This window comes from Pseudomonas alvandae (genome assembly GCF_019141525.1).
GTDB classification, from domain to species: domain Bacteria; phylum Pseudomonadota; class Gammaproteobacteria; order Pseudomonadales; family Pseudomonadaceae; genus Aquipseudomonas; species Aquipseudomonas alvandae.
The window spans coordinates 2,777,929-2,798,353 of the sequence record NZ_CP077080.1; the positions used below are offsets into that span (position 1 = coordinate 2,777,929).

The window sequence follows — 20,425 nt, forward strand, 5'->3', positions numbered from 1 at the left end:
GCTCCCACAGGTTTTTATGTGCAGGCGATCACGGTGCCAACGGTAGGAACCTGCTTTGCGCCAGCGGTCTGCCAAGCTGCCCACGATGCACGTTCACCACCGCATACGGGCTGTCAGCCTTGGCAAGCAGCGAATGGTAGTGTTCCCGGCGTTGTTCCTTGATCTTGAGATGCGCGACGCTGTAATCGGTTTTCGGCGTGTCGGCCTTCTCATAATGAAAGTGGGCGTACCAGAGGGGAAAACCGTTTCGGTCGTTGATGGCGTATTCCTGCAGGAAATCCTGGCGGGTTCCTTTCAACGCCTTGCGTTCGCCAAGTTTGGCGACCTGTATCAGGTTCTTTTCGAAGAGATACCGAAGGTTGCCGTCGGTGGGTGGCAGTAGCAGGCTCAATTCGGTGCGCAGGGCAGCGCCCCTGGCGGTCAGTTTGGAAATGGCATCGGCCAATTGCTGGCCCAGCGTTTCATCCGCCGCTGTGCGAGGTGTTGTCGAGGCCGTGAAGGCCCGGTCAAGCTCATCGGAAAGCGCACGGAAGCGACTGGCTTCGTTGTTCATGATCTCCTCGATTTCTTGAGGATGACGGCAGAGTTTCTTGTAGCCTTCGGCATGTTGCAGGCGTTTTTCCAACTGACCCAGTAGTTTTCGCGCATCGCCCTTGATCGCACCGACAGGTCTGGTCCTGGGGGCGGGGACCGGGGTTGGCTGGCGGATGTCAACGGGATCCCAGACGTCGTCGTGACGTGAATAGGTGGACAGCACTTGGTTGTCGACTTCGGAACGCAGTTCGACGACTTCTATTCCCAAGGTTGTACCCGCCGGCTTCAGGTCGCCGATCAGAACGCCATTCTTGCGAGTCTTGATCACCTTTTTCTTGAAACGCTCATGGGACGCTTCAGGACGTTTGGGCGGACTTACGTGTTGCGTTGGCTCGGGCTTGATCTCTGCGGCCAGTTTTTGGGACGCGTCCTGATACAGGCCATCGAGCAGTTTCAGCAGCCTGTCGAAGTAGGACTCGTTGAGGTCGTCAAAATAGAGGGCCTTCATGCCGTGCAATGCGTCCAGGGCCTCGCCATAGTGTTCCGTCAAGCTTTCCAGCACTTGGAATTGCTCCGTTGTGGACAGCTGGTATTGTTTGAAGTCGGAATGGGAGCGAATCTGTTCACCCAAGGGTTTGATGATGCGATAGAGGCTGTCGGGCAGGTCAGTCTCGGGATGTTTGATGGCCAGCAATGGAAGAATCGCCAACTGCATGGCTTTGGTGGACGTTGAGCTTCTTTCGTTCAACGGGCGGTCACGGGTCAAGCGATCAAACGCCTGGGCGCCCACGGAGTCCAGGTTCAGCAACTCCTCCAGATACTTGTCCTTGAGCTCTAGCCAGTGGATTGCAAGATCATTGGCTTCGCATGTTGCTTGAAGAAACGCCAGGTAGCCCTTCGTGTCCGAAGCCGCAGCTCTTTCGGCCTGCTTTCCCATGAATTGGGGATTGGCGCGATTGAGGGCCCGCCCGTCCATTTCGACCATCAAGAAGGCCTTGCGCGCATTGTTGATGACGTTTTCCATCAGGTTGCGGATATCCGCGGAGGGCAGGTCGATATTCAGCCTTTTACGTTCGGGCACGCTGTCCAGCAGCCCCACGTACTTGTCGATCTGTTCTTTGAGCAGGTCATGGAATATCTTTCGTTTGGACGCGCGTTGTTCCTCGGTGTAGGCGCTTCCTTCTTCCATTCTCGTCATGACGTTCTGGGCGATGTCCTGGGCCCTCTGTTGTTCGGCCTCCTGCGCCATGACGGTCATCAAATCGTTGAGCAGTTCGTCTTTCCTTTGGGCGTTGAGGCGCCTTTGCTCGGTGACGCGCTTGGGCATTCCGCCTCGCAAACGCAGCCGCAAATCCACGGACCAGTTGCCTCGATCGTCCGATTGCAGCAACGGTCCCATTTGCGATGGACTTTGTGGGTCGACAATCATCACGCTGCCGTCCGCTTCCGGTGTCACTCGATAGAGGCGTTCTTCGACGAGCGCATGCCATCTGTGATCGATTACATACAGGCCGGTGAGCGGGCCGTAGTTGATCGGTTCGGGCAGCCTGGCGGGGCGCGGGACTTGCTTGCTATATAGGCGGGTGCGCTGCTCGGACGTCAGGCGATGGCGGGCGCTGGCGAAGCTGAAATCGAAGTTCGAGCCTGGACCCTCCGCCCCAGGCAGGGCGATGGGGGCTTCGAGTACTTCGGGAGAGGCGGGCGCAGGCCATTGCTCGGCAACAATGCGCTTGGCGGGGGGTTGCATAGCCTGGTTCTTCGTTTCAGCGGACACGAGGGGACGGGAAGGCGCGCGGATGGCGTGGAATTGGCTCACCAGCATGGCCAGATTAACCAGGAAGTCGACGGCGGCCTGTTCCCTGGTAGCTGGGTCTTCGCTGTTCAAGGCGGGGATATCCTGGCTCGCACTGGCCATCAGGCTCCACAGCCAGACGCTGGCCATCGCCGGGCCGCGCAGCAGGGGAAACAGCAGTGTATTGAACAGCAGGCTGCCACCCTTCAGGAGCACTGCCCAGCGGCTTTCGCTGTTGGAGACAGAGTTTCGGTCGGCCTGGCTGATGAGGGCCCGGGCATTGCAACCGTAGAGATATTCCATCAGTTTGCCGTTGCGCAGGTATTGCAGCAGTTCATCTTCATTACTGTCGATGGCGAGCGTGGCCGGGGCGGGTCTTTCGGGCACGCTGAATTCGTCGCCCTGGAAGAAATGCACAATATGCGGCTCCGCGAAGCCACCGTTGGCATACACCGGGCGTGCGGTATCGGACATCCAGGTCAACACGCTGCCCTGCAAATCCCCGGCGCTGGCAATGGCCTGCAGCATTGCCTGGCGCGTCGCAAACTCCAGCAACGATGGGGCGTACAAGGGGCGATACAGCAGATGCGGACCGGTTTGAGCGTCTTGCCCCTCGACAATGAACATATTGGTCACGACGTCGGGCCTGGCCTGAGGCTTGCGCAGGAAGGCCAGGTGACGAATGACCACGGCACGCCCGCCGACCTGCCGACTCTCGGCGTCGGGCTGAAGAACCGCCTCTATCAGGCGCAGCCCTTGGCGGGTCATGCCGTTTTTGTTGTCGAGCATCTGTTGCAGCGCCTCGAGCGGCAACTGTGCCGGGATCTGTTCGGCAAACATCCGCTGGTAGTCCTGCGCTTGAGGTGAGTCGCTCAACAGTTCGTCTTGCAGGTAGCGAGGGTAAGTCGTGCCGATATCGACCTGCTCGACAAGCCCGCCTCGGCGGGTAATGAGGTCGGGCGTCAACCATGCGGGCAGCGTCCGGCCCTGGCGATGGCTGAGCTTGAGATGTCCACTGGGGCGAGCGACGAGATTGTCGATGGCCAATCGAGTCAGGCTCATGGTCCTTTTTTCGCTGATGCCAGCGGTCCCGGGAAACCCGGCTGAGACGGTGAAGATCAGTTCCACATCGTCGGGGTGAAAATGACTTGGGAGAGCCTTGGTCGGACTGCTGTCGTTGATTTTCTCCATTCGGGCAAGCAGTGCGTCGGCTGTGAAAGTCTTGATGTCGCGGAAATGGGTTCGGTCCTGGTCGCGTTTCTTCACGCTGGCCAGCGCCAGGCTGTAGCGCTGGAATTTCGTTCGGTCGGCGAGGGAGGCCTTCTTCAACCACTCGGGCAACAGCGGTTCAAGTTGTGTCGATGCTTGAGGCGCGAGACCTGGGACATCGCCTAAATAGCGGGTTGGGTCGCTCAGCTCGTCATAGAGAGCCTTGAGGTTCGGCAGGCCGATCCGGGCGGGCAGCTTTACCGTCCGCAGATCAGTCAGTTGTTGCTCCAATATCATGGCCGCCTGGATATCGAAGGCGTCGCCGCTGATCTCGTGGCGTTGGCAGGTAACGGTGTCGACGATGTAATGCTTGGCAATCTGCGCGCGCCAATGGCTGTCGAAAGCCTGGATCGACTCGAAGGACTGCACGGCGCTGCCGGGCTTGGAAAGCAAAATGACCAGCCCGTCGCGGGTGTAATGAAGCATCAGGATTCCACTGCTGGGCAGCACGGTGCGGGTGACGCCCTGGGTGATGATGCTCTCCAGGTGGTAGAGATAGACGGGTGACGCATTTTGCTTGAAGCGTTGGTCACGGTCTGGCCAGCGGACGACCTGATCCAGGGCCCCGCGTTCCGGCTCACTCAGTCCAGCCTGTTGCAACCCCCGGACATGCAGCATGTTCTTGAGGGTGTCGCTGAGCCATTGCCAGCGGCTGATACGGCTGCCGGATTCGCCTTGGGGCGCACGGTCAATGTCGGTATTCCAATAACGGATCAGGGCATCTGCCAGGCCGATGGGTACCGTCCAAGGCAGCTCTGATAAACAGTCTTCGATGACTTTTATGTCCAGGCGCGCATCGTCCGCCCGCAGCCGACGTGGGGCGTCGTCGCTGAGATAGCAGTCGTAACTTCCCTGCGAACTGAAATCGATGGGCGTGCCGAGGGCGAGGTAATCAAGCACCCGGGGCATGAAGGGTTGAAAGTGCCAGGTACGTGCGTTCATATCCGGAGACGCGAGTTGGGTCTTGGACAGATCGATGTTCAACGTAGGGTACTTGGTGTTGATGGCTTGTTCGAGCAAGCGTTGCGCGACCTGCTCGAAGGTCGGGCGGTCGGCGAATGGCTGGCTGACGTTTTGCGCAAGCGCGGACGGGCCGCCAGTTGGGGAAGGCGAGGTCATAAAAATCCTTTTCCTTGACTATGGTCGTCGGGATGACGACGAATCCAGTGTCGGGATTTCAATCCTCTGCGTGCGGTATATAGGTACTACCCCGTAGGGCATGCGTTGTGTCAGGCGCGGTCGGGGTCGCTGCCCAGCACCACATTCAAAGCGCTGCGGGCATCGTCCAGTTGCACCAGCGTGGCATGGCGAGCGCCGAGGGCGTCGCGGTTCTCGATGGCGGTGAGGATCGCCTTGTGCCGCGGCATCGCCAGCTCATGCAGGTTGGGCCGCTGGTTGGAGTGCTTGAGGGCTTCGGCGATCGCCACGGACAACATATTGCAGAGGTTGGCGAGCAGGTCGTTGTGGGTGGCGTCGGCGATGCGGCTGTGGAAGTCCAGGTCCGGTTGCAGCAGGGCTTCGGGGGTCGGGGCGGCCTCCATGCGCTGGTAGGCTTCGTTGATCGCGGCGATGTCTTCGTCGGTGGCGAACTGGGCGGCGAGGGCAGCCGCGGCCGGCTCGATGATGCTGCGCACGCTGGTGAGCAGGCCGAAAAATTCGTTCTGCGGGCTGCTCTGCATCAGCCAGTGCAGCACGTCCGGATCAAGCATGTGCCATTCCCGCCGGGCCTTGACCACCGTGCCCACTCGAGGACGCGAATACACCAGCCCCTTGGCGACCAGCACCCGCGTGGCTTCGCGCAGTACCGGGCGACTGACCGCGTACTCTTCGCACAACAAGGCTTCGGCGGGCAGTTTGTCGTCCGGCTTGAAGCGCCCGGAGACGATCTGCATGCCCAGTTCCTGGACGATGCGCGCATGCATGCTTTTGCGGTCTGAGGGTTTGCGGTAATCCATGGGACGCGGCGCGATCCTGTAGGCGAGGGGAGTGCTGCGCATGATAGCAGGCGCGGCGATGGCGGGTCGCTAGTGCGAGTTTTCGGATAGATGCAGATCCCTTGTGGGAGCGAGCTTGCTCGCGATAGCGGTGGGTCAGTCAGCAATGATCCGGCTGATCCGACGCCATCGCGAGCAAGCTCGCTCCCACAGGGAGGTGACGGAGTCAGTGAGAGTGACGCGGCACCTCGGCGCCGCGGCAGCCCACCAGGAAGTCGAAGTCGCAGCCCTGGTCCGCTTGCAGCACATGGTCGATGTACAACTGGCGATAGCCGCCCACCAACAATTGCTGCGGTGGCGCGAGGTCGGCCAGGCGCGCGGCGAGTTCGGCGTCCGGGATGTCCAGGTGCAGGCGGCCGCTGGCGCAGTCGAGTTCGATCCAGTCGCCTTCTTTCACGGCGGCCAACGGTCCGCCGGCCGCGGCTTCCGGCGCCACGTGCAGGACCACGGTGCCGTAGGCGGTGCCGCTCATGCGTGCATCGGAAATACGCACCATGTCCGTCACACCCTGGGCCAGCAGTTTGGCCGGCAAGCCCATGTTGCCGACTTCGGCCATGCCTGGATAACCTTTCGGCCCGCAGTTCTTCATCACCAGGATCGAGTCGGCGTCGACATCGAGTTCCGGGTCGTTGATCCGTGCCTTGTACTCGTCGAAGTTCTCGAACACCACGGCACGGCCACGGTGCTGCATCAGCTCCGGCGTGGCGGCGGATGGCTTGAGCACCGCGCCCAGTGGCGCCAGGTTGCCGCGCAATACGCAGATGCCGCCGTCGGCGCGGATCGGGTTGTCCAGGGTGCGGATGACTTCGTCCTGGCCGTAGATCGGTGCGTCCTTGGTGTTTTCGCCGAGGCTCTTGCCGTTGACCGTCAGTGCGTTCGGGTGCGGGATCAGGTTCGCTTCGCCGAGACGACGGAGCACGGCGGGCAGGCCACCGGCGTAGTAGAACTCTTCCATCAGGAAGCGCCCGGACGGCTGCAAGTCGACGATGGTCGGCATGCCGCGGCCGATGCGGGTCCAGTCGTCGAGGTCCAGTTGCACGCCGATGCGTCCGGCGATGGCCTTGAGGTGGATCACCGCGTTGGTCGAACCGCCAATGGCGGCGTTGACGCGGATGGCGTTTTCGAAGGCTTCCTTGGTCAGGATCTTCGACAGTTTCAAATCTTCACGGACCATTTCCACGGCACGCATGCCGGACATGTGGGCGAGCACATAACGACGGGCGTCCACGGCCGGAATCGCGGCGTTGTGGGGTAGGGAGGTGCCGAGGGCTTCGGCCATGCACGCCATGGTCGACGCCGTGCCCATGGTGTTGCAGGTGCCGGCCGAGCGGGACATGCCGCCTTCGGCCGCGAGGAAATCGTCGATGGTGATGGTGCCGGCCTTGACCTGTTCGCTCAACTGCCACACCACGGTGCCCGAGCCGATGTCCTGGCCCTTGTGCTTGCCGTTGAGCATCGGCCCGCCGGTGACGACGATGGCTGGCACGTCGCAGCTGGCGGCGCCCATCAGCAAGGCCGGGGTGGTCTTGTCGCAACCGGTGAGCAGCACTACGCCGTCGATCGGATTGCCGCGAATCGCCTCTTCCACGTCCATGCTCGCCAGGTTGCGCGTCAGCATGGCGGTGGGGCGCAGGTTCGATTCGCCGTTGGAGAACACCGGGAATTCCACCGGGAAGCCCCCGGCCTCGATCACGCCGCGCTTGACGTGTTCGGCGATCTGCCGGAAGTGCGCGTTGCACGGCGTCAGCTCCGACCAGGTGTTGCAGATACCGATGATCGGCTTGCCGTGGAACTGATGGTCGGCAATGCCCTGATTTTTCATCCAGCTGCGGTACATGAAGCCGTTCTTGTCGGCAGTGCCAAACCATTGGGCCGAGCGCAGGGAGGGTTTCTTATCAGACATGATCGATTCTCTTATTGTATGACTATATTGTTCGGGGTGAAGCGTAACATAAGCGCAATTTGCGCGGTTTGGAAGTGTTGTTGGGTAAATAGTATTACTATATAGTCCGATTCAACGGAGGGGTTGTCCTGGCGGTCATTCGCGAGAGAAATCCCCCGAGGTTCTATAACAACAACAATCGGAGACCGGTCCCATGAGCCAGGAATTGCGGCTTATTCGTCGCATCACCCTCAAACTGATTCCCTTCCTGATCCTGCTGTACCTGATCGCCTACGTGGACCGCTCTGCGGTGGGCTTTGCCAAGCTGCACATGGGCGCCGACATCGGCATCGGCGACGCCGCCTACGGCTTGGGCGCGGGGCTGTTTTTCATTGGTTACTTCCTGCTGGAGATCCCCAGCAACCTGATGCTGGAACGCTTCGGCGCGCGGCGCTGGTTCGCCCGGATCATGATCACCTGGGGCGCCATCACCATCGGCATGGCCTTTGTGCAGGGCCCTCACAGTTTCTATGTGATGCGCTTTTTGCTGGGCGCGGCCGAAGCCGGGTTCTTCCCGGGCGTGCTGTACTACATCACCCAATGGTTCCCGGTGCGCCATCGCGGCAAGATCCTCGGCCTGTTCATTCTTTCCCAACCCATCGCGATGATGATCACCGGCCCGGTGTCCGGTGGTTTGCTGGGCATGGACGGCATCCTTGGCCTGCACGGCTGGCAGTGGCTGTTCATCGTCATCGGCCTGCCGGCGGTGCTGTTGACCTGGCCGGTGCTGCGCTACCTGCCGGATGGCCCGCAACAAGTGAAATGGATGGACCAGGCCGAGAAGGACTGGCTGACCGGCGAGTTGCAGAAAGACTTGCAGGAATACGGCCAGACCCGCCACGGCAATCCGCTGCATGCGCTGAAGGACAAACGTGTGTTGCTGCTGGCGCTGTTCTATCTGCCCGTGACGTTGAGCATCTACGGGCTGGGCCTGTGGTTGCCGACGCTGATCAAGCAGTTCGGTGGCAGCGACCTGGTGACCGGTTTTGTCTCTTCGGTGCCGTATATCTTCGGCATCGTCGGCCTGCTGATCATTCCGCGCAGCTCCGACCGCTTGAATGACCGCTACGGTCACCTGGCCGTGCTGTATGTGCTGGGCGCCATCGGCCTGTTCCTCAGCGCCTGGTTGTCGGTGCCGGTGTTGCAACTGGCCGCGCTGTGCCTGGTGGCGTTCGCGCTGTTTTCCTGCACGGCGGTGTTCTGGACCTTGCCGGGACGGTTCTTTGCCGGCGCCAGTGCGGCGGCGGGCATTGCGCTGATCAACTCGGTGGGCAACCTCGGTGGCTACATCGGACCGTTCGTGATCGGTGCGCTGAAGGAGTACACCGGCAACCTGGCCTCGGGGCTGTATTTCCTGTCCTGTGTGATGGTGTTTGGCTTGGTGTTGACTGGCGTGGTCTATCGCCTGCTGGAGCGCAAGCATGTGCTGCCGGCGGACCAGTTTGCGGCGAGCGCCCGGGGGGCGACGCGTACCTGAACTTATTGCAATTGTGAAGGAGAGCTTTTGTGGCGAGGGGATTTATCCCCGCTGGGCTGCGCAGCAGCCCTAAAGCAGCGAACTCAATCTTCATGGCACACCGAGTTGCCTGGTTTGGGAGCTGCTGCGCACCTCAGCGGGGATAAATCCCCTCGCCACAAAAGCCTGCTACGCCTATTCAAGTTTTGTTTACAGGGAGAAAACCCATGCGTTTAGTTCAGTTCGAATTGAGTCACGGCGAGCGCCGCGTCGGTGTCGTTGATGGCGATCAAGTGCGCGAAGTACAGGGCGCCAACACGGTGCGTGAGCTGGCGCTGGCCGCTATCGAAGCGGGCGTGAAGCTTGAGCAGCAGGTGAACGGTTTGGGCCTTGGAGCGAGCCATGACTACGCTCAGTTGCTCGGCGAGCTGCGCATCCTGCCGCCGTTGGACCACCCGGACCCGGCGCACCTGTTGGTCAGCGGCACCGGCCTGACTCACCTGGGCAGCGCCTCGGCCCGGGACAAGATGCACCAGCAGGCCGGCGACGAAGCGACGATGACCGACACCATGCGCATCTTCAAGTGGGGCGTCGAGGGTGGCAAGCCACAGGCCGGGCAGGCCGGCGTGCAACCGGAATGGTTCTACAAGGGTGACGGCAGCATCGTGGTCCGCCCGGGCCATCCGTTCCCGCTGCCACCGTTTGCCGAAGACGCTGGCGAAGAGCCGGAGATCAGCGGCCTGTACGTCATCGGCCACGACGGCAAGCCGTATCGGCTGGGCTTTGCGGTAGGCAACGAATTCTCCGACCACGTCATGGAACGCAAGAATTACCTGTACCTGGCCCATTCGAAACTGCGCAGTTGCAGTTTTGGTCCGGAACTTCGCGTGGGTGAACTGCCTCAACATCTGTCCGGGACCAGTCGTATCCTGCGCAACGGCAAAGTGCTGTGGCAGAACGAATTCCTCAGCGGCGAGGCGAACATGTGCCACAGCCTCGAAAACCTGGAATTCCACCACTTCAAGTACAGTCAGTTCCTGCGTCCGGGGGACGTGCACGTTCACTTCTTCGGCACCGCGACGCTGTCGTTCGCCGACGGCATCCGCACCCAGCCGGGGGATGTATTCGAGATCAGCCAGGCCGAGTTCGGCGCGCCGCTGGTCAATGGCATTGCCCCGGTGGACGCGGTATTCAATCCGGGTACTATCGGCACACTTTAAGAGGAGACTTGCGATGAACCAGATCCTTGGCCACAACTACATCGGCGGGGCGCGCAGCGCGGCCGGCCAGACTCGCCTGCAGAGCGTCGACGCCAGCACCGGCGAGGCCTTGCCCCATGATTTCGTCCAGGCCACGGCACAAGAAGTCGACGCCGCCGCCAAGGCCGCTGCGGCGGCTTATCCGACCTATCGCAGCCTGAGTGCGGCGCGTCGGGCCGAGTTCCTCGACGCCATCGCCGATGAACTGGACGCCCTGGGCGATGAGTTCGTCGCCGTGGTCTGCCGTGAAACCGCCTTGCCAGCGGCCCGGATCCAGGGCGAGCGCGGTCGCACCAGCGGCCAGATGCGCCTGTTTGCCAAGGTCTTGCGCCGAGGCGATTTCTACGGCGCGCGCATCGACCGCGCCTTGCCGGAGCGCACGCCACTGCCGCGTCCGGACCTGCGTCAATACCGCATCGGTCTCGGCCCGGTGGCGGTGTTCGGCGCCAGCAACTTCCCGCTGGCATTTTCCACGGCCGGTGGTGATACAGCGGCTGCGCTTGCCGCCGGTTGCCCGGTGGTATTCAAGGCCCACAGCGGCCACATGGCAACTGCCGAGCACGTGGCCGATGCGATCATCCGCGCGGCGGAGAAAACCGCGATGCCAGCCGGTGTGTTCAACATGATCTACGGCGGGGGCGTTGGCGAATGGCTGGTCAAGCATCCGGCGATCCAGGCCGTGGGCTTCACCGGCTCCCTCAAGGGCGGGCGTGCACTGTGCGATATGGCCGCCGCGCGGCCGCAGCCGATCCCAGTGTTTGCCGAGATGTCGAGCATCAACCCGGTGATCGTCTTGCCACAGGCCTTGAAGAACCGTGCCGAGAGCGTTGCTCGCGACCTGACCGCTTCGGTGGTGCAGGGTTGCGGCCAGTTCTGCACCAACCCTGGCCTGGTGATCGGCATTCGCTCGCCGGAGTTCACCGCTTTCACCCAGCAGGTGGCGACGCTGATCGGCGACCAGGCGCCGCAGACCATGCTCAACGCCGGTACGCTGCAAAGCTACGGCAAGGGTTTGCAGAAACTCCTGGCTCACCCAGGCATCGAGCGTCTGGCCGGTCGCGACCAACAGGGCAATCAGGCCCAGCCGCAATTGTTCAAGGCTGACGCCAGCCTGCTGATCAACGGTGACGAGGCCTTGCAGGAAGAGGTCTTCGGCCCGACCACGGTGTTCGTCGAAGTGGCGGACCAGGCGCAACTGACTGCTGCCCTGAACGGCCTGCACGGCCAACTCACCGCGACGATGATTGGCGATCCGGCGGACTTCGAACAGTTCGGCGAATTGACGCCGCTGCTGGAACAGAAAGTCGGCCGTATCTTGCTCAACGGTTACCCAACCGGCGTCGAGGTGTGTGATTCGATGGTCCATGGCGGCCCTTATCCAGCGACGTCCGATGCCCGTGGCACCTCGGTGGGCACGCTGGCGATCGATCGCTTCCTGCGTCCGGTGTGCTTCCAGAACTACCCGGACAATCTGTTGCCGGAACCGCTGAAGAACGCCAACCCGCTGGGAATCCTGCGGTTGGTGGATGGGGTGCCGGGGCGCGAGGCGCTTTGAGAGTCAGGCAGTTCCATTGAGGTTGATGGACTGCCGTCATCGCGAGCAAGCTCGCTCCCACAGGGGATTTTTTGTGAATGCAAAAGTTGTGTTCGCGGAAGATCCAATTGTGGGAGCGAGCTTGCTCGCGATGGCGATCTTCCAATCGAAAGTGCCTTCGAACCTTATGGCCCAAGCCCCACTCTGACATTGGGTTATCATGCTGGCTTTCCCAATGACCGACTGATCGCCATGACTGCCCTGACCGACACCCTGCTGCAAGCCCTCGAACACTGCGACATGCTGATCATCGACGGGCTGCACGCATTCGATTTCTCCCTCGACGAGCAAGACCAGTTGCACGTCGAGTGCATGAACGGTCGCACCCTCGAGCACTGGCGTTTCACGCCTGCACAGATGCAAGCCGCGACCTTCGACAAAGCCCTGAAGCATTGGATCATCACCAGCGATTCGGGCGATCACCACTTGGAATGCGTGGAAGCGACCAGCGGCCACGACGATGAGGACTCCGATCATGAAGATGCGTAGTTTCTGGCCCTTGTTGATGGCCGGCAGCGTCGGCGCCATGGGCGTCCAGGCCGACACCAGCGATCGTCATCAATTGCTGGTGGGTTCCTACACCGCCGGGCAGAGCCAGGGCATCTACCGATTGCAGTTCGACAGCCGCACCGGCCAGCTCGACGCCAACCCGTTGCAAGTGATCAAGACCGATAACCCTTCCTGGCTGACCTTGTCCAAGGACATGACGCGACTGTTCGTCGTCAACGAAAACGGGCCGGGCCAGAAGGACCCGGTGGGCAAGGTCAGCAGCTATGCCATCGACCCGAAGACCCATGAGCTGAGCCTGATCAACCAGGTGCAGTCCCTGGGCAACGAGCCGACCCATTCCAGCTTGAGCCTGGACGGCCAGCATTTGCTGGTGAGTAATTATTCCGTCCTGGAGAACCCAGGCGGCACTTTAGTGGTGCTGCCGGTGGGCGTGGACGGCAAGCTGGCGCCGGTGGTGCAAGCGGGCGGCCATCAGCCGAGTCGGGTCAATCCCGAGCGGCAGAAGTCCGGCCATGTGCATTCGGCGGTGCCTTCACCCGATGGCAAGTATGTGTTCGCCAATGACTTGGGGGCGGACAAGGTGTTTGTCTACCGCTACGACCCCAAGGCCAACCCCGAAATGCCGCTGACGCCAGCCGAACCGCCGTTCGTGCAGTTGCCGCCGGGTAGCGGGCCGCGTCACCTGTTGTTCAGTGGCGACGGCAAGCACGCCTGGCTGACGATGGAAATGACCGCCCAGGTCGCCGTATTCGATTACCAGGACGGTCGCCTGACCCAGCGCCAGTTGGTCAATCTGGCTGACGGAAAACCCCAGCCGGGTAAAGCGGCGGCAGCGTTGCATGCCTCCAGGGATGGCAGGTTTCTCTATGTCAGCAATCGTGGCACCACCAATGAGCTCCTGGTGTTCGCCATCGACCCGACTGCTGGCACGCTGAAGGAGCTGCAACGGCGCTCCGTCGAGGGTGATCACCCCCGGGAGTTCAGCCTCGATCCGAGCGAAAAATTCATCCTGGTCGCCAATCAGAAGAGCAACCAGATCGTGGTCATCGAGCGCGATCCAAAGACCGGCCTGCTGGGCAAGACCGTCCAGAAGTTGCCGATGGATGCGCCGAGCGATTTGAAATTCCTCGTTCGTCAATAACGCGAAGGCCCCGATTCTCGGGGCATTCGCCGTTGTATCAACGCGGCTGATAGTCGCTAGTATTACAAAGCATTTCAAGGCGAGACGCCTCGGCGCGTAAGTTTGCTTCACGGCCCCACCGGGCAAATCAGCCAACTGAATCCGAGGACTACCGCCATGAACCTGAATCTCTTCTCCGTTATCGCTGCTTCCGCCATCTCCGCCACCGTGGCATTGCCGGCCAGTGCCAGCGTCGAAATCAGCAACAAGCAAAACCGCACCCAGAGCTACACCGAGAAATACCTGCAACAGAGCGCCAACTTCTACGCGGCGCTGGACCACAAGACTCAACACTGAATCACGCTGACCACTGAAGCCTGCGATCTTTTCATCTCCCCATGCAGTTCCAGGGAGAGACAAGATCGCAGGCTTCGTGCGTTCGGGAGGAAAATCCCGTTGTGATATCACATGGCCATGTGTTTAAATTTGACGCTAGTTAATTGACTCCTTTGCGCTAAGGATCGACACCATGGCGATGCGTCTGGCAGTGATGTTGCTGTTCCTTTATTCCACCCCGATTGTCTCGGCCGCCCAGCCCGTTCCCGGCGAACTGGAAGTGGCTCGGGAGCGGTTGTTGAGCTTGCTGAGCGACTGAAGGGGACTTTCTATCAATCAATAAAACTGATGGTGACTATGCATACTAGTCGCTACTCATAACGGTTTATTTGATTGATCCTGTGGGCATTCAAACATGCCCACGGAGAACCCCATGGCCAGCGCAATCCTGTCTTCTGCCAAACACGGCGCCTATATAGCCATTGGTTTCTATGTGGCGTTGGTGCTGCTGGTCAGTGTTGGAGCCCAGTATGAGGGCATCGTTGAGACCTCCCTGCAGGCTTCCACCTTTGGTCATCATCCAGTCTCCGCTGTCGCTGTTGAACAGGGCGCAGTGAAAGGAGCCGCCGGGGCATGAGCAGGTGCAAATTCTGGGTGATCGCCTTCCTGGCATTCATCACCAATGGTTTTTCCTTACTCGGAATGGGGCAGGCGTCGGCGGGGTCGTTGGCGCGGACGATCGAGTGCAACCACAACATCGCCCATAACATCCTCACCGCCCGGGCATTGGGCGTGTTGGTGGGGAATCCGCCGGTCAAGCCAAGGGTGGCGGTGTTTGGGCCGTTTCAAATTGATTGCGCCAGAGTGCGCATGTGCAGCGCCGAGGCGTGAACAGGTTGTCGAGCTGTGTGGCGAGGGAGCTTGCTCCCGCTGGCCTGCGCAGCAGGCCCATTCGGGCTATATCCAAAGCGTCTGCTGCGCAGCCGAGCGGGAGCAAGCTCCCTCGCCACAAAAGCACGCGCGCTGGATCAATATCTATTTGGCCATGATCGCCACGAACAGCTCGGAATCGAGCAAACCCTCCAGCCAGTCCTGTAGCCGAGGGTAGGGCGCCTGGGCAAACCACTGGCGATCGACATGGGCAAACTGGCGCACGAACGGCAGTACTGCGACGTCCGCCAGGCTCAGGTGCGCCGCCACCAGGAACGGTCGCGCTTGCAGCCGTTCTTCCAGCTTGCGCAGAAACGCTTCGCCTTCACTTCGATAGTGTTCCATCGGCTGTTCGGGATGACGTTCCGGGTATTTGTAGCGGTTAAGGTGAAGCTTGAATACCTGGTCGTTTTCCTCGATCAGCTCCGCCGTAAGCCGCTGGCCCTCGGGGTCGTCCGCCAGCCTCCAATCCTGCGGATCACGCTGGTCGAGTGCCCAGCGCATGATCTCAAGACTTTCATCGATGACTCGCCCGTCGACGTGCAACACCGGCACCGTACCCTTGCTCGACAGCGCTAGCATTTCGGCTGGCTTGGCCTTGAGGCTGACTTCGACGATGTCCAGCGCGATAGCGCTGTAGCGCAACGCCATCCGAGCGCGCATGGCGTAGGGGCAGCGGCGGAAGGAATACAGCGTGGCTTGGCTCATTTCACCTCCACCGTGCTCAACCCGTTGCCCTGGCGGCGCACCTGAATCTGCACCGGGATCCGCTCGTGCATTTCCTGCACGTGGGAGATAACCGCGACCTTGCGGCCCTGGGCCTGCAAGCCATCGAGGGCATCCATCGCCAGTTGCAGCGACTCCGGGTCGAGGCTGCCGAAACCTTCGTCGATGAACAGCGACTCGATTCTCAGCGTGCTGGACGCCATCGACGCCAGGCCCAGCGCCAGGGCGAGGGAAACGAGGAAGGTTTCGCCGCCGGACAACGAATGCACCGAGCGCAGTTCGTCACCCATTTCGGTGTCCATCACCAGCAGCCCGAGCATGCTGCCGCCGCGCTTGAGGCGGTAGCGGCGAACCAATTGCCGCAACTGGGCGTTGGCGTGGTGCACCAGCAAATCGAGGTTGTACGCCTGGGCCAGTTTGCGGAAGCGGTCGCCGGTGGCTGAGCCGATCAGCGCATCCAGGCGTGCCCAGCGCTGGTACTCGGTGTAGGCCTGCTCGATCTGCTGGGCGAGGGCCTGGTTGGCGTTCTGTCGACGCTGGTCCTCGGCTTGCTCGGCGCGCAAGTCCGCACACTGTTGTTCACTGGCGGTAAATTGCTCATGCAGCGTGGCGAGGGCATCAGCCAACTGTTCGGCCGGCAGGTTGCCGTTGTCTTGCGCCTGGTGATTGTGCAGGCGCAGCTCCCGTTCGGTGAGCAGTACGCGGGCCTGCTCGATGGCTTTTTCGCTGTTGAGCAGGCGTTGTCGCAACTGCGCCACTTGTTGCTCGTCAAGGCTGAGCAGGGCGTCGAGCGCCGCGTTGTCCAGTTCCGAGTGAGAGGCGCGCCATTGGGCGATGCCCGCGGCCAACGTTTGCTGTTCGGCCTCCAGCGCCTGGGCCTGTTCCTGCCGGGCCTTGAGTTCGGCCGCCAGTTGCACGAGGTTGTTACGCAGGTCCTGCAACTGTTGATTGGCGCTGGCCTCGGCCTGACGAGCCTGTTCCAGCGCCACGTCGAGCTGCTGCTGCCATTGTTCGGCGCTGGAGTATTCGCCCAGCAGTTGTGTGAGTTTTTCCTGGCAGGCCTGTTGCTGTTCGGCCAGAGCATTGAACTGCTGCTGTGCCGATTCCAATTGCTGCACGCGGAGCTGCTGGCGATCCTGCTCTTTCTCCAAGGCTTGCTGGCGCTGAAGTTGCTCGGCGAGTTCTTCGCGTTGCTGTTCCGATTGCGCGAGGCGCTGGCTGATCCGTTGGTCAAGTGCCATGAACGTGGCGGCCGGTTCGCTGCGCAGGGCCTGCAAGGTGTCGGCCGGCAACAGCGCGCTGAAGTGCTCGAGCTCCTCGTCCAGGCGCTGGCGATCCCGGGCCAATTCCTGTTGCTGGTTGCTCAGGTGCTGCGACGCTTGTTGGTTGGCTGTCTCTGCATCGCGCAGTTGCTGGGTCAGCCGCGCGGCGTCCTGTTGCAGGGTGAGCAGGGCAGCCTGGCGTTGTTCGTCCTGGCTGATGCGCAGCTGCAGTTGGCTGGTTTGCTGGGCCAGCCAGGCGTCGCGCTTGGGCGAATCCTGGGCGAACATCTGCGCCGACAACGGGTGGGCTTCAAGGCTTGGCGCCAGGCCCTGATGCTGGGTGGCGAGTTGTTCCTGCTGTTGCTTGAATTCCTTGAGCTGGGCGATGACGCCGCTGTATTGCGCCCTGAGATCGATGACTTTTTCGTTGAGCAGCTCCACCGCTTTGCGGGCGTTGGCCTGTTCGCTTTCATCGAAGCGACCGAGGCTTTCCAGCAGTGCTTCGGGCTGATGGTAAGGATGTTCGACGCTGCCGCACACCGGGCAGGGCTGGTTGTCTTGCAGTTGTTCGCGCAGTTGCTCGACGCTTTCGCTGCGGGCCAGGCGCTGGCGCTCCAGCAGTTCGCGGGTCACGGTCAGGGTCTGTTCGGCGATCGTCAGCTCGGCCTTGGCTTCGCCGCCTTCGCGCACCAGTCGGTCGCGTTCCTGCAAGGCGCGCTGCTGACGTTGCTCAAGTTCCGCGCTGCGTTTGTCCAGTTCCTGCTGGCTGGCCCACAACCGAGCCAGTTCCTCGAAAGCGCGCAGTTGCTTGCGGTTGTCCTGCAAGAGGTTGCCGAGCAACTGGATCTGTTCGGCCACCGCCTGCGGTTCGGCGTCGGCCTCCTTGTAGAGCACTTCAAGGTCTTGGCGACGGGTTGCAAGGTCCTCGGCGGCACGCGCCGCGTTTTGCTCCAGCAGCGCCAGTTCGTCCTGGCCCTTGTTCAGCCGATTGCCGATCAGCATCAATTGTTGAAGGCGGTCGCGATAGGCACCCCAGGCATCGCTCAGTGGTGCGAGCCCGGTGCTTTGTTCCAGTTCTGCGGCGATCCGTTGCAGGCGTTCGCCCACCTGTCGCTGCTGTTCCAGTAGGGAGTCGAGGGTACGCTGGCCGTCGGTGCAAGCCAGTTGGGCCTGTTGCAGCTGCTCGGCGCGCTGGCCGGCTTCCTGGTTCAGGCGAGCGAGGCTGCTTTGTTCATCGAACGCCTGGCGCAGCAGGGGCGCGTTGTCGGTGCTCTGCTGGCGGGTCGCGACCAGTGCCAGTTGCGCCACGCCCAGGCCTTTTTCCAATTCGCCCTGTTGTTCATGCAACTCGACTTGCTGCTGGGTCAGCTGCTGGATCTTGATCGCCAGTGGCTCGAACTGCCGGGCCAGTTCCGCCTGCCGGATGAACTGATGCCGCTGCGGCGCCAGTTGTTCCAGGCGGACCAGCTTCAGGCGTTCATCGGCCTGCGCTTCCCAATCGGCTTGGGCTTGTTGCAGTTGCTCGGCGGCGCTGGCCTGTTCGTCCTGTAACTGGCGCAGGTCCTTCAACCAGGTTTGTTGCTGCTCCAGTTGCTTGAGCTGCGCCTGTTGGGTCTTGAGTGCTTGCTGGGCCTGGTTCACGCGCTCGTCCAGGTCGGCGCGGGCCTCGGGAGCCAGGGGCGTGACGCCGCTGGCCTGGTCCTGCAGCTGCTTGTGGGTTTCCTTGGCCTGCTTGGCCTTGTCGAAGGCGCGGCGGCCGAGGCGGGTATACAGGGCGGTGTCGGTGAGTTTTTCCAGCAGTTCGCTGCGGTCGTTGTCATCGGCCTTGAGAAACGCACTGAACTCGCTCTGTGCCAGCAGCACGGCGCGGGTGAACTGTTCGAAATTCAGGCCGAGGGCGGCTTCAAGTTGAGCCTTGTATTCGCCTTTCTGGCTGGCCAATAGCTGGTCGTTGTCCAGGTCCCGCAGGCTCTGGCGGCTGGCCTGCAGCTTGCCGGCGGCTTTTTCCCGGGCGCGATTGGCCTCCCAGCGGGCCCGGTAGCGGCGACCGTCGATGCCGCGAAAATCCACTTCGGCATAACCGTCGCCGGTGCCACGGCGTAACAGCGTGCGCGGATCGCCCGTGGCGATTTCACCGTCGGCGTCCGGCACCTTGGCGTCCCGCCCGGTGTTGTTCAGGCGCGGCACCGCGCCGAACAACGCCAGGCACAAGGCATCCAGCAGCGTGCTCTTGCCCGCGCCCGTGGGGCCGGTGATAGCGAACAGGCCGGCGCTGGCCAGCGGCTCGGCGGTGAAATCGATTTCAAATGGCCCAGCCAGGGACGCAAGGTTCTTGAGGCGGATGGCGAGGATCTTCATGGCTGTTCGATCTCCATCTGAACATCCTGCAAGAGCACGGCGAAATCCTTCAGCGTCTGTTCGTCCACTTCACTGCCGTAGGTGTCCTGCCAGGCGCGGCTGAACAAATCCTGCGGGCTGAGCTGATCCAGTTCGATCAATGCGGCGCCTTCCTCGGCGCCTGCGGTGGCGCCGCTGCCGGCGTACTCGGCGGCGATTCGCACCAGCCGCACGGCTTTGCCTTGCAGGGCCGTTTCCACTTGCTGACGCAGGTCGGGTTGCGGCTCGTCGAGGCGCACCCGCACCTCCAGCCAGGGTTGGCGCTGGACATCGGCCAGCAGGTCAATATCGGGCAGGTCCTTGAGTTGCACCAGGACATCGGCCAGGGGCGCCGGGCCCAGGCGTTGCAGGTTGACGGCGCGGGGGATCAGCCGTGGCTCGACGTTCAGCAGTTTCTCGCCGTCCAGGGTGATGTCGAGGATCTGGTGCTGATAGCCGATTTCCGAGAACGACAGCGGGATGGGCGAGCCGCTGTAGCGAATGCGCGTTTCCCTATTGACCTTCTGTGGCTTGTGCAAGTGACCGAGGGCGACATACGTGATGCTCGGGCCGAACAGGCTGGCGGGCAGGGCTTCGGCATTGCCGATGATCAGGCTGCGCTCGGAGTCCTCCGACACCGAGCCACCCGCCATGTGCGCATGGCTGATGGCGATCAGTGCCTGGCCTTTCTTGCGCTTGGCATTGGCGGCGGCAATCAGCCATTCATGGACCTGGCCGATGCCCCGCAAGTAATCGTCCCCCAGTTGTGCGCCCGTGACCTCGGCCGGTCGCAGGAACGGCAGGGCCAGGCACCAGGCCCGGACCTTGCCCTTGGCGTCGGGCAACGGCAGCAACAGGCGCTCGACGTCCAGTTGTCCATCGTCCAGCCACAGGACGCGGCCCAGGGCATGGGTGCGCAAGCGGCGCATCAATGGCGCGGGCAGTTCGATCCGAGAGCCGGAATCATGATTGCCGGCGATCATGACGATGGTCAGGTTGGCGTTTTGTTCGTGGGCACTGACGATGAAGTCGTACAGTCGCTCCTGGGCTTTGACGGGCGGGTTGACCGTGTCGAAGATATCGCCGGCAATCAGCAGCACGTCGGGTTTTTCGCTGGCCAGCTGACGCAGCAGCCAGTCAAGGAAACAGGCGTGCTCGAAGTCGCGATCTTGGCCGTGGAGGTTTTGCCCCAGATGCCAGTCGGAGGTGTGAAACAGACGCAAGGCAGACTCCAGAAACAGACGGTGGCCGCGGGAAGAGAGGCGGCGCAAAAATGCAGAGTTTACTGGGAAACGCAGGGGAGGGGCTGCTCAACTTTGTCGAAT

Annotated in this window: 15 protein-coding genes; 9 read left to right on the plus strand and 6 right to left on the minus strand. The window is 61.8% G+C overall.

What is annotated here, in order from left to right; all coding sequences use genetic code 11:
* Nucleotides 1–28: 28 nt before the first annotated feature.
* The 3 genes from KSS97_RS12445 to KSS97_RS12455 form a co-directional block, all read right to left on the minus strand.
* A complete protein-coding gene (locus KSS97_RS12445) occupies nucleotides 29–4,714 on the minus strand; it encodes a dermonecrotic toxin domain-containing protein (RefSeq protein WP_217861764.1) in 4,686 nt (1,561 codons plus the stop codon).
* Between the two features lie 110 nt (nucleotides 4,715–4,824).
* The gene (locus tag KSS97_RS12450; RefSeq protein WP_202335017.1) at nucleotides 4,825–5,550 is read right to left on the minus strand and encodes a FadR/GntR family transcriptional regulator; all 726 of its coding nucleotides are present in this window, start codon (nucleotides 5,548–5,550) and stop codon (nucleotides 4,825–4,827) included.
* Between the two features lie 205 nt (nucleotides 5,551–5,755).
* Nucleotides 5,756–7,492 (minus strand): IlvD/Edd family dehydratase, encoded by a 1,737-nt coding sequence (locus tag KSS97_RS12455; protein ID WP_030142611.1) that lies wholly within the window; start codon nucleotides 7,490–7,492, stop codon nucleotides 5,756–5,758.
* Nucleotides 7,493–7,685: 193 nt separating this feature from the next.
* On the opposite strand from KSS97_RS12455, the gene KSS97_RS12460 reads away from it, so the two are divergent.
* The 9 genes from KSS97_RS12460 to KSS97_RS12495 all read left to right on the plus strand — a co-directional run bounded on the left by KSS97_RS12460 (nucleotide 7,686) and on the right by KSS97_RS12495 (nucleotide 14,697).
* A complete protein-coding gene (locus tag KSS97_RS12460) occupies nucleotides 7,686–9,008 on the plus strand; it encodes an MFS transporter (RefSeq protein ID WP_181290492.1) in 1,323 nt (440 codons plus the stop codon).
* A gap of 206 nt (nucleotides 9,009–9,214) precedes the next feature.
* On the plus strand, nucleotides 9,215–10,207 hold the full coding sequence (gene araD1 / locus KSS97_RS12465) for an AraD1 family protein (protein WP_217861765.1): 993 nt from the start codon (nucleotides 9,215–9,217) through the stop codon (nucleotides 10,205–10,207).
* A 13-nt stretch (nucleotides 10,208–10,220) separates the two neighbouring features.
* Complete coding sequence (locus KSS97_RS12470; protein WP_030142608.1) at nucleotides 10,221–11,801, plus strand: aldehyde dehydrogenase (NADP(+)); 1,581 nt, start codon at nucleotides 10,221–10,223, stop codon at nucleotides 11,799–11,801.
* 231 nt (nucleotides 11,802–12,032) lie between these two features.
* A complete protein-coding gene (locus tag KSS97_RS12475) occupies nucleotides 12,033–12,329 on the plus strand; it encodes a DUF5629 family protein (protein WP_198798278.1) in 297 nt (98 codons plus the stop codon).
* Nucleotides 12,316–13,491, plus strand: coding sequence for a lactonase family protein (locus tag KSS97_RS12480; protein WP_217861766.1), 1,176 nt, complete (start codon nucleotides 12,316–12,318; stop codon nucleotides 13,489–13,491). The genes KSS97_RS12475 and KSS97_RS12480 overlap by 14 nt, the downstream gene beginning before the upstream one ends.
* A 156-nt stretch (nucleotides 13,492–13,647) precedes the next feature.
* On the plus strand, nucleotides 13,648–13,827 hold the full coding sequence (locus KSS97_RS12485; RefSeq protein ID WP_030142605.1) for a hypothetical protein: 180 nt from the start codon (nucleotides 13,648–13,650) through the stop codon (nucleotides 13,825–13,827).
* A 172-nt stretch (nucleotides 13,828–13,999) separates the two neighbouring features.
* Complete coding sequence (locus tag KSS97_RS28515; protein ID WP_256207078.1) at nucleotides 14,000–14,125, plus strand: hypothetical protein; 126 nt, start codon at nucleotides 14,000–14,002, stop codon at nucleotides 14,123–14,125.
* Nucleotides 14,126–14,239: 114 nt separating this feature from the next.
* A complete protein-coding gene (locus tag KSS97_RS12490) occupies nucleotides 14,240–14,443 on the plus strand; it encodes a hypothetical protein (RefSeq protein ID WP_217861767.1) in 204 nt (67 codons plus the stop codon).
* On the plus strand, nucleotides 14,440–14,697 hold the full coding sequence (locus KSS97_RS12495; RefSeq protein WP_181290498.1) for a hypothetical protein: 258 nt from the start codon (nucleotides 14,440–14,442) through the stop codon (nucleotides 14,695–14,697). The genes KSS97_RS12490 and KSS97_RS12495 overlap by 4 nt, the downstream gene beginning before the upstream one ends.
* A 144-nt stretch (nucleotides 14,698–14,841) precedes the next feature.
* Here the strand turns inward: KSS97_RS12495 and KSS97_RS12500 are convergent, their stop codons facing one another.
* Genes KSS97_RS12500 through KSS97_RS12510 form a run of 3 tightly spaced genes read right to left on the minus strand, consistent with a single transcriptional unit; the run spans nucleotide 14,842 to nucleotide 20,323 of the window.
* Nucleotides 14,842–15,444: a glutathione S-transferase gene (locus KSS97_RS12500; protein ID WP_217861768.1), complete on the minus strand. Its 603-nt coding sequence runs from the start codon at nucleotides 15,442–15,444 to the stop codon at nucleotides 14,842–14,844.
* Nucleotides 15,441–19,082, minus strand: a complete 3,642-nt coding sequence (locus tag KSS97_RS12505; RefSeq protein ID WP_217861769.1) for an AAA family ATPase — start codon at nucleotides 19,080–19,082, stop codon at nucleotides 15,441–15,443. Before KSS97_RS12505 ends, KSS97_RS12500 begins: the two co-directional genes overlap by 4 nt.
* A complete protein-coding gene (locus tag KSS97_RS12510; protein WP_198798281.1) occupies nucleotides 19,079–20,323 on the minus strand; it encodes an exonuclease SbcCD subunit D C-terminal domain-containing protein in 1,245 nt (414 codons plus the stop codon). The genes KSS97_RS12505 and KSS97_RS12510 overlap by 4 nt, the downstream gene beginning before the upstream one ends.
* Nucleotides 20,324–20,425: the final 102 nt, after the last annotated feature.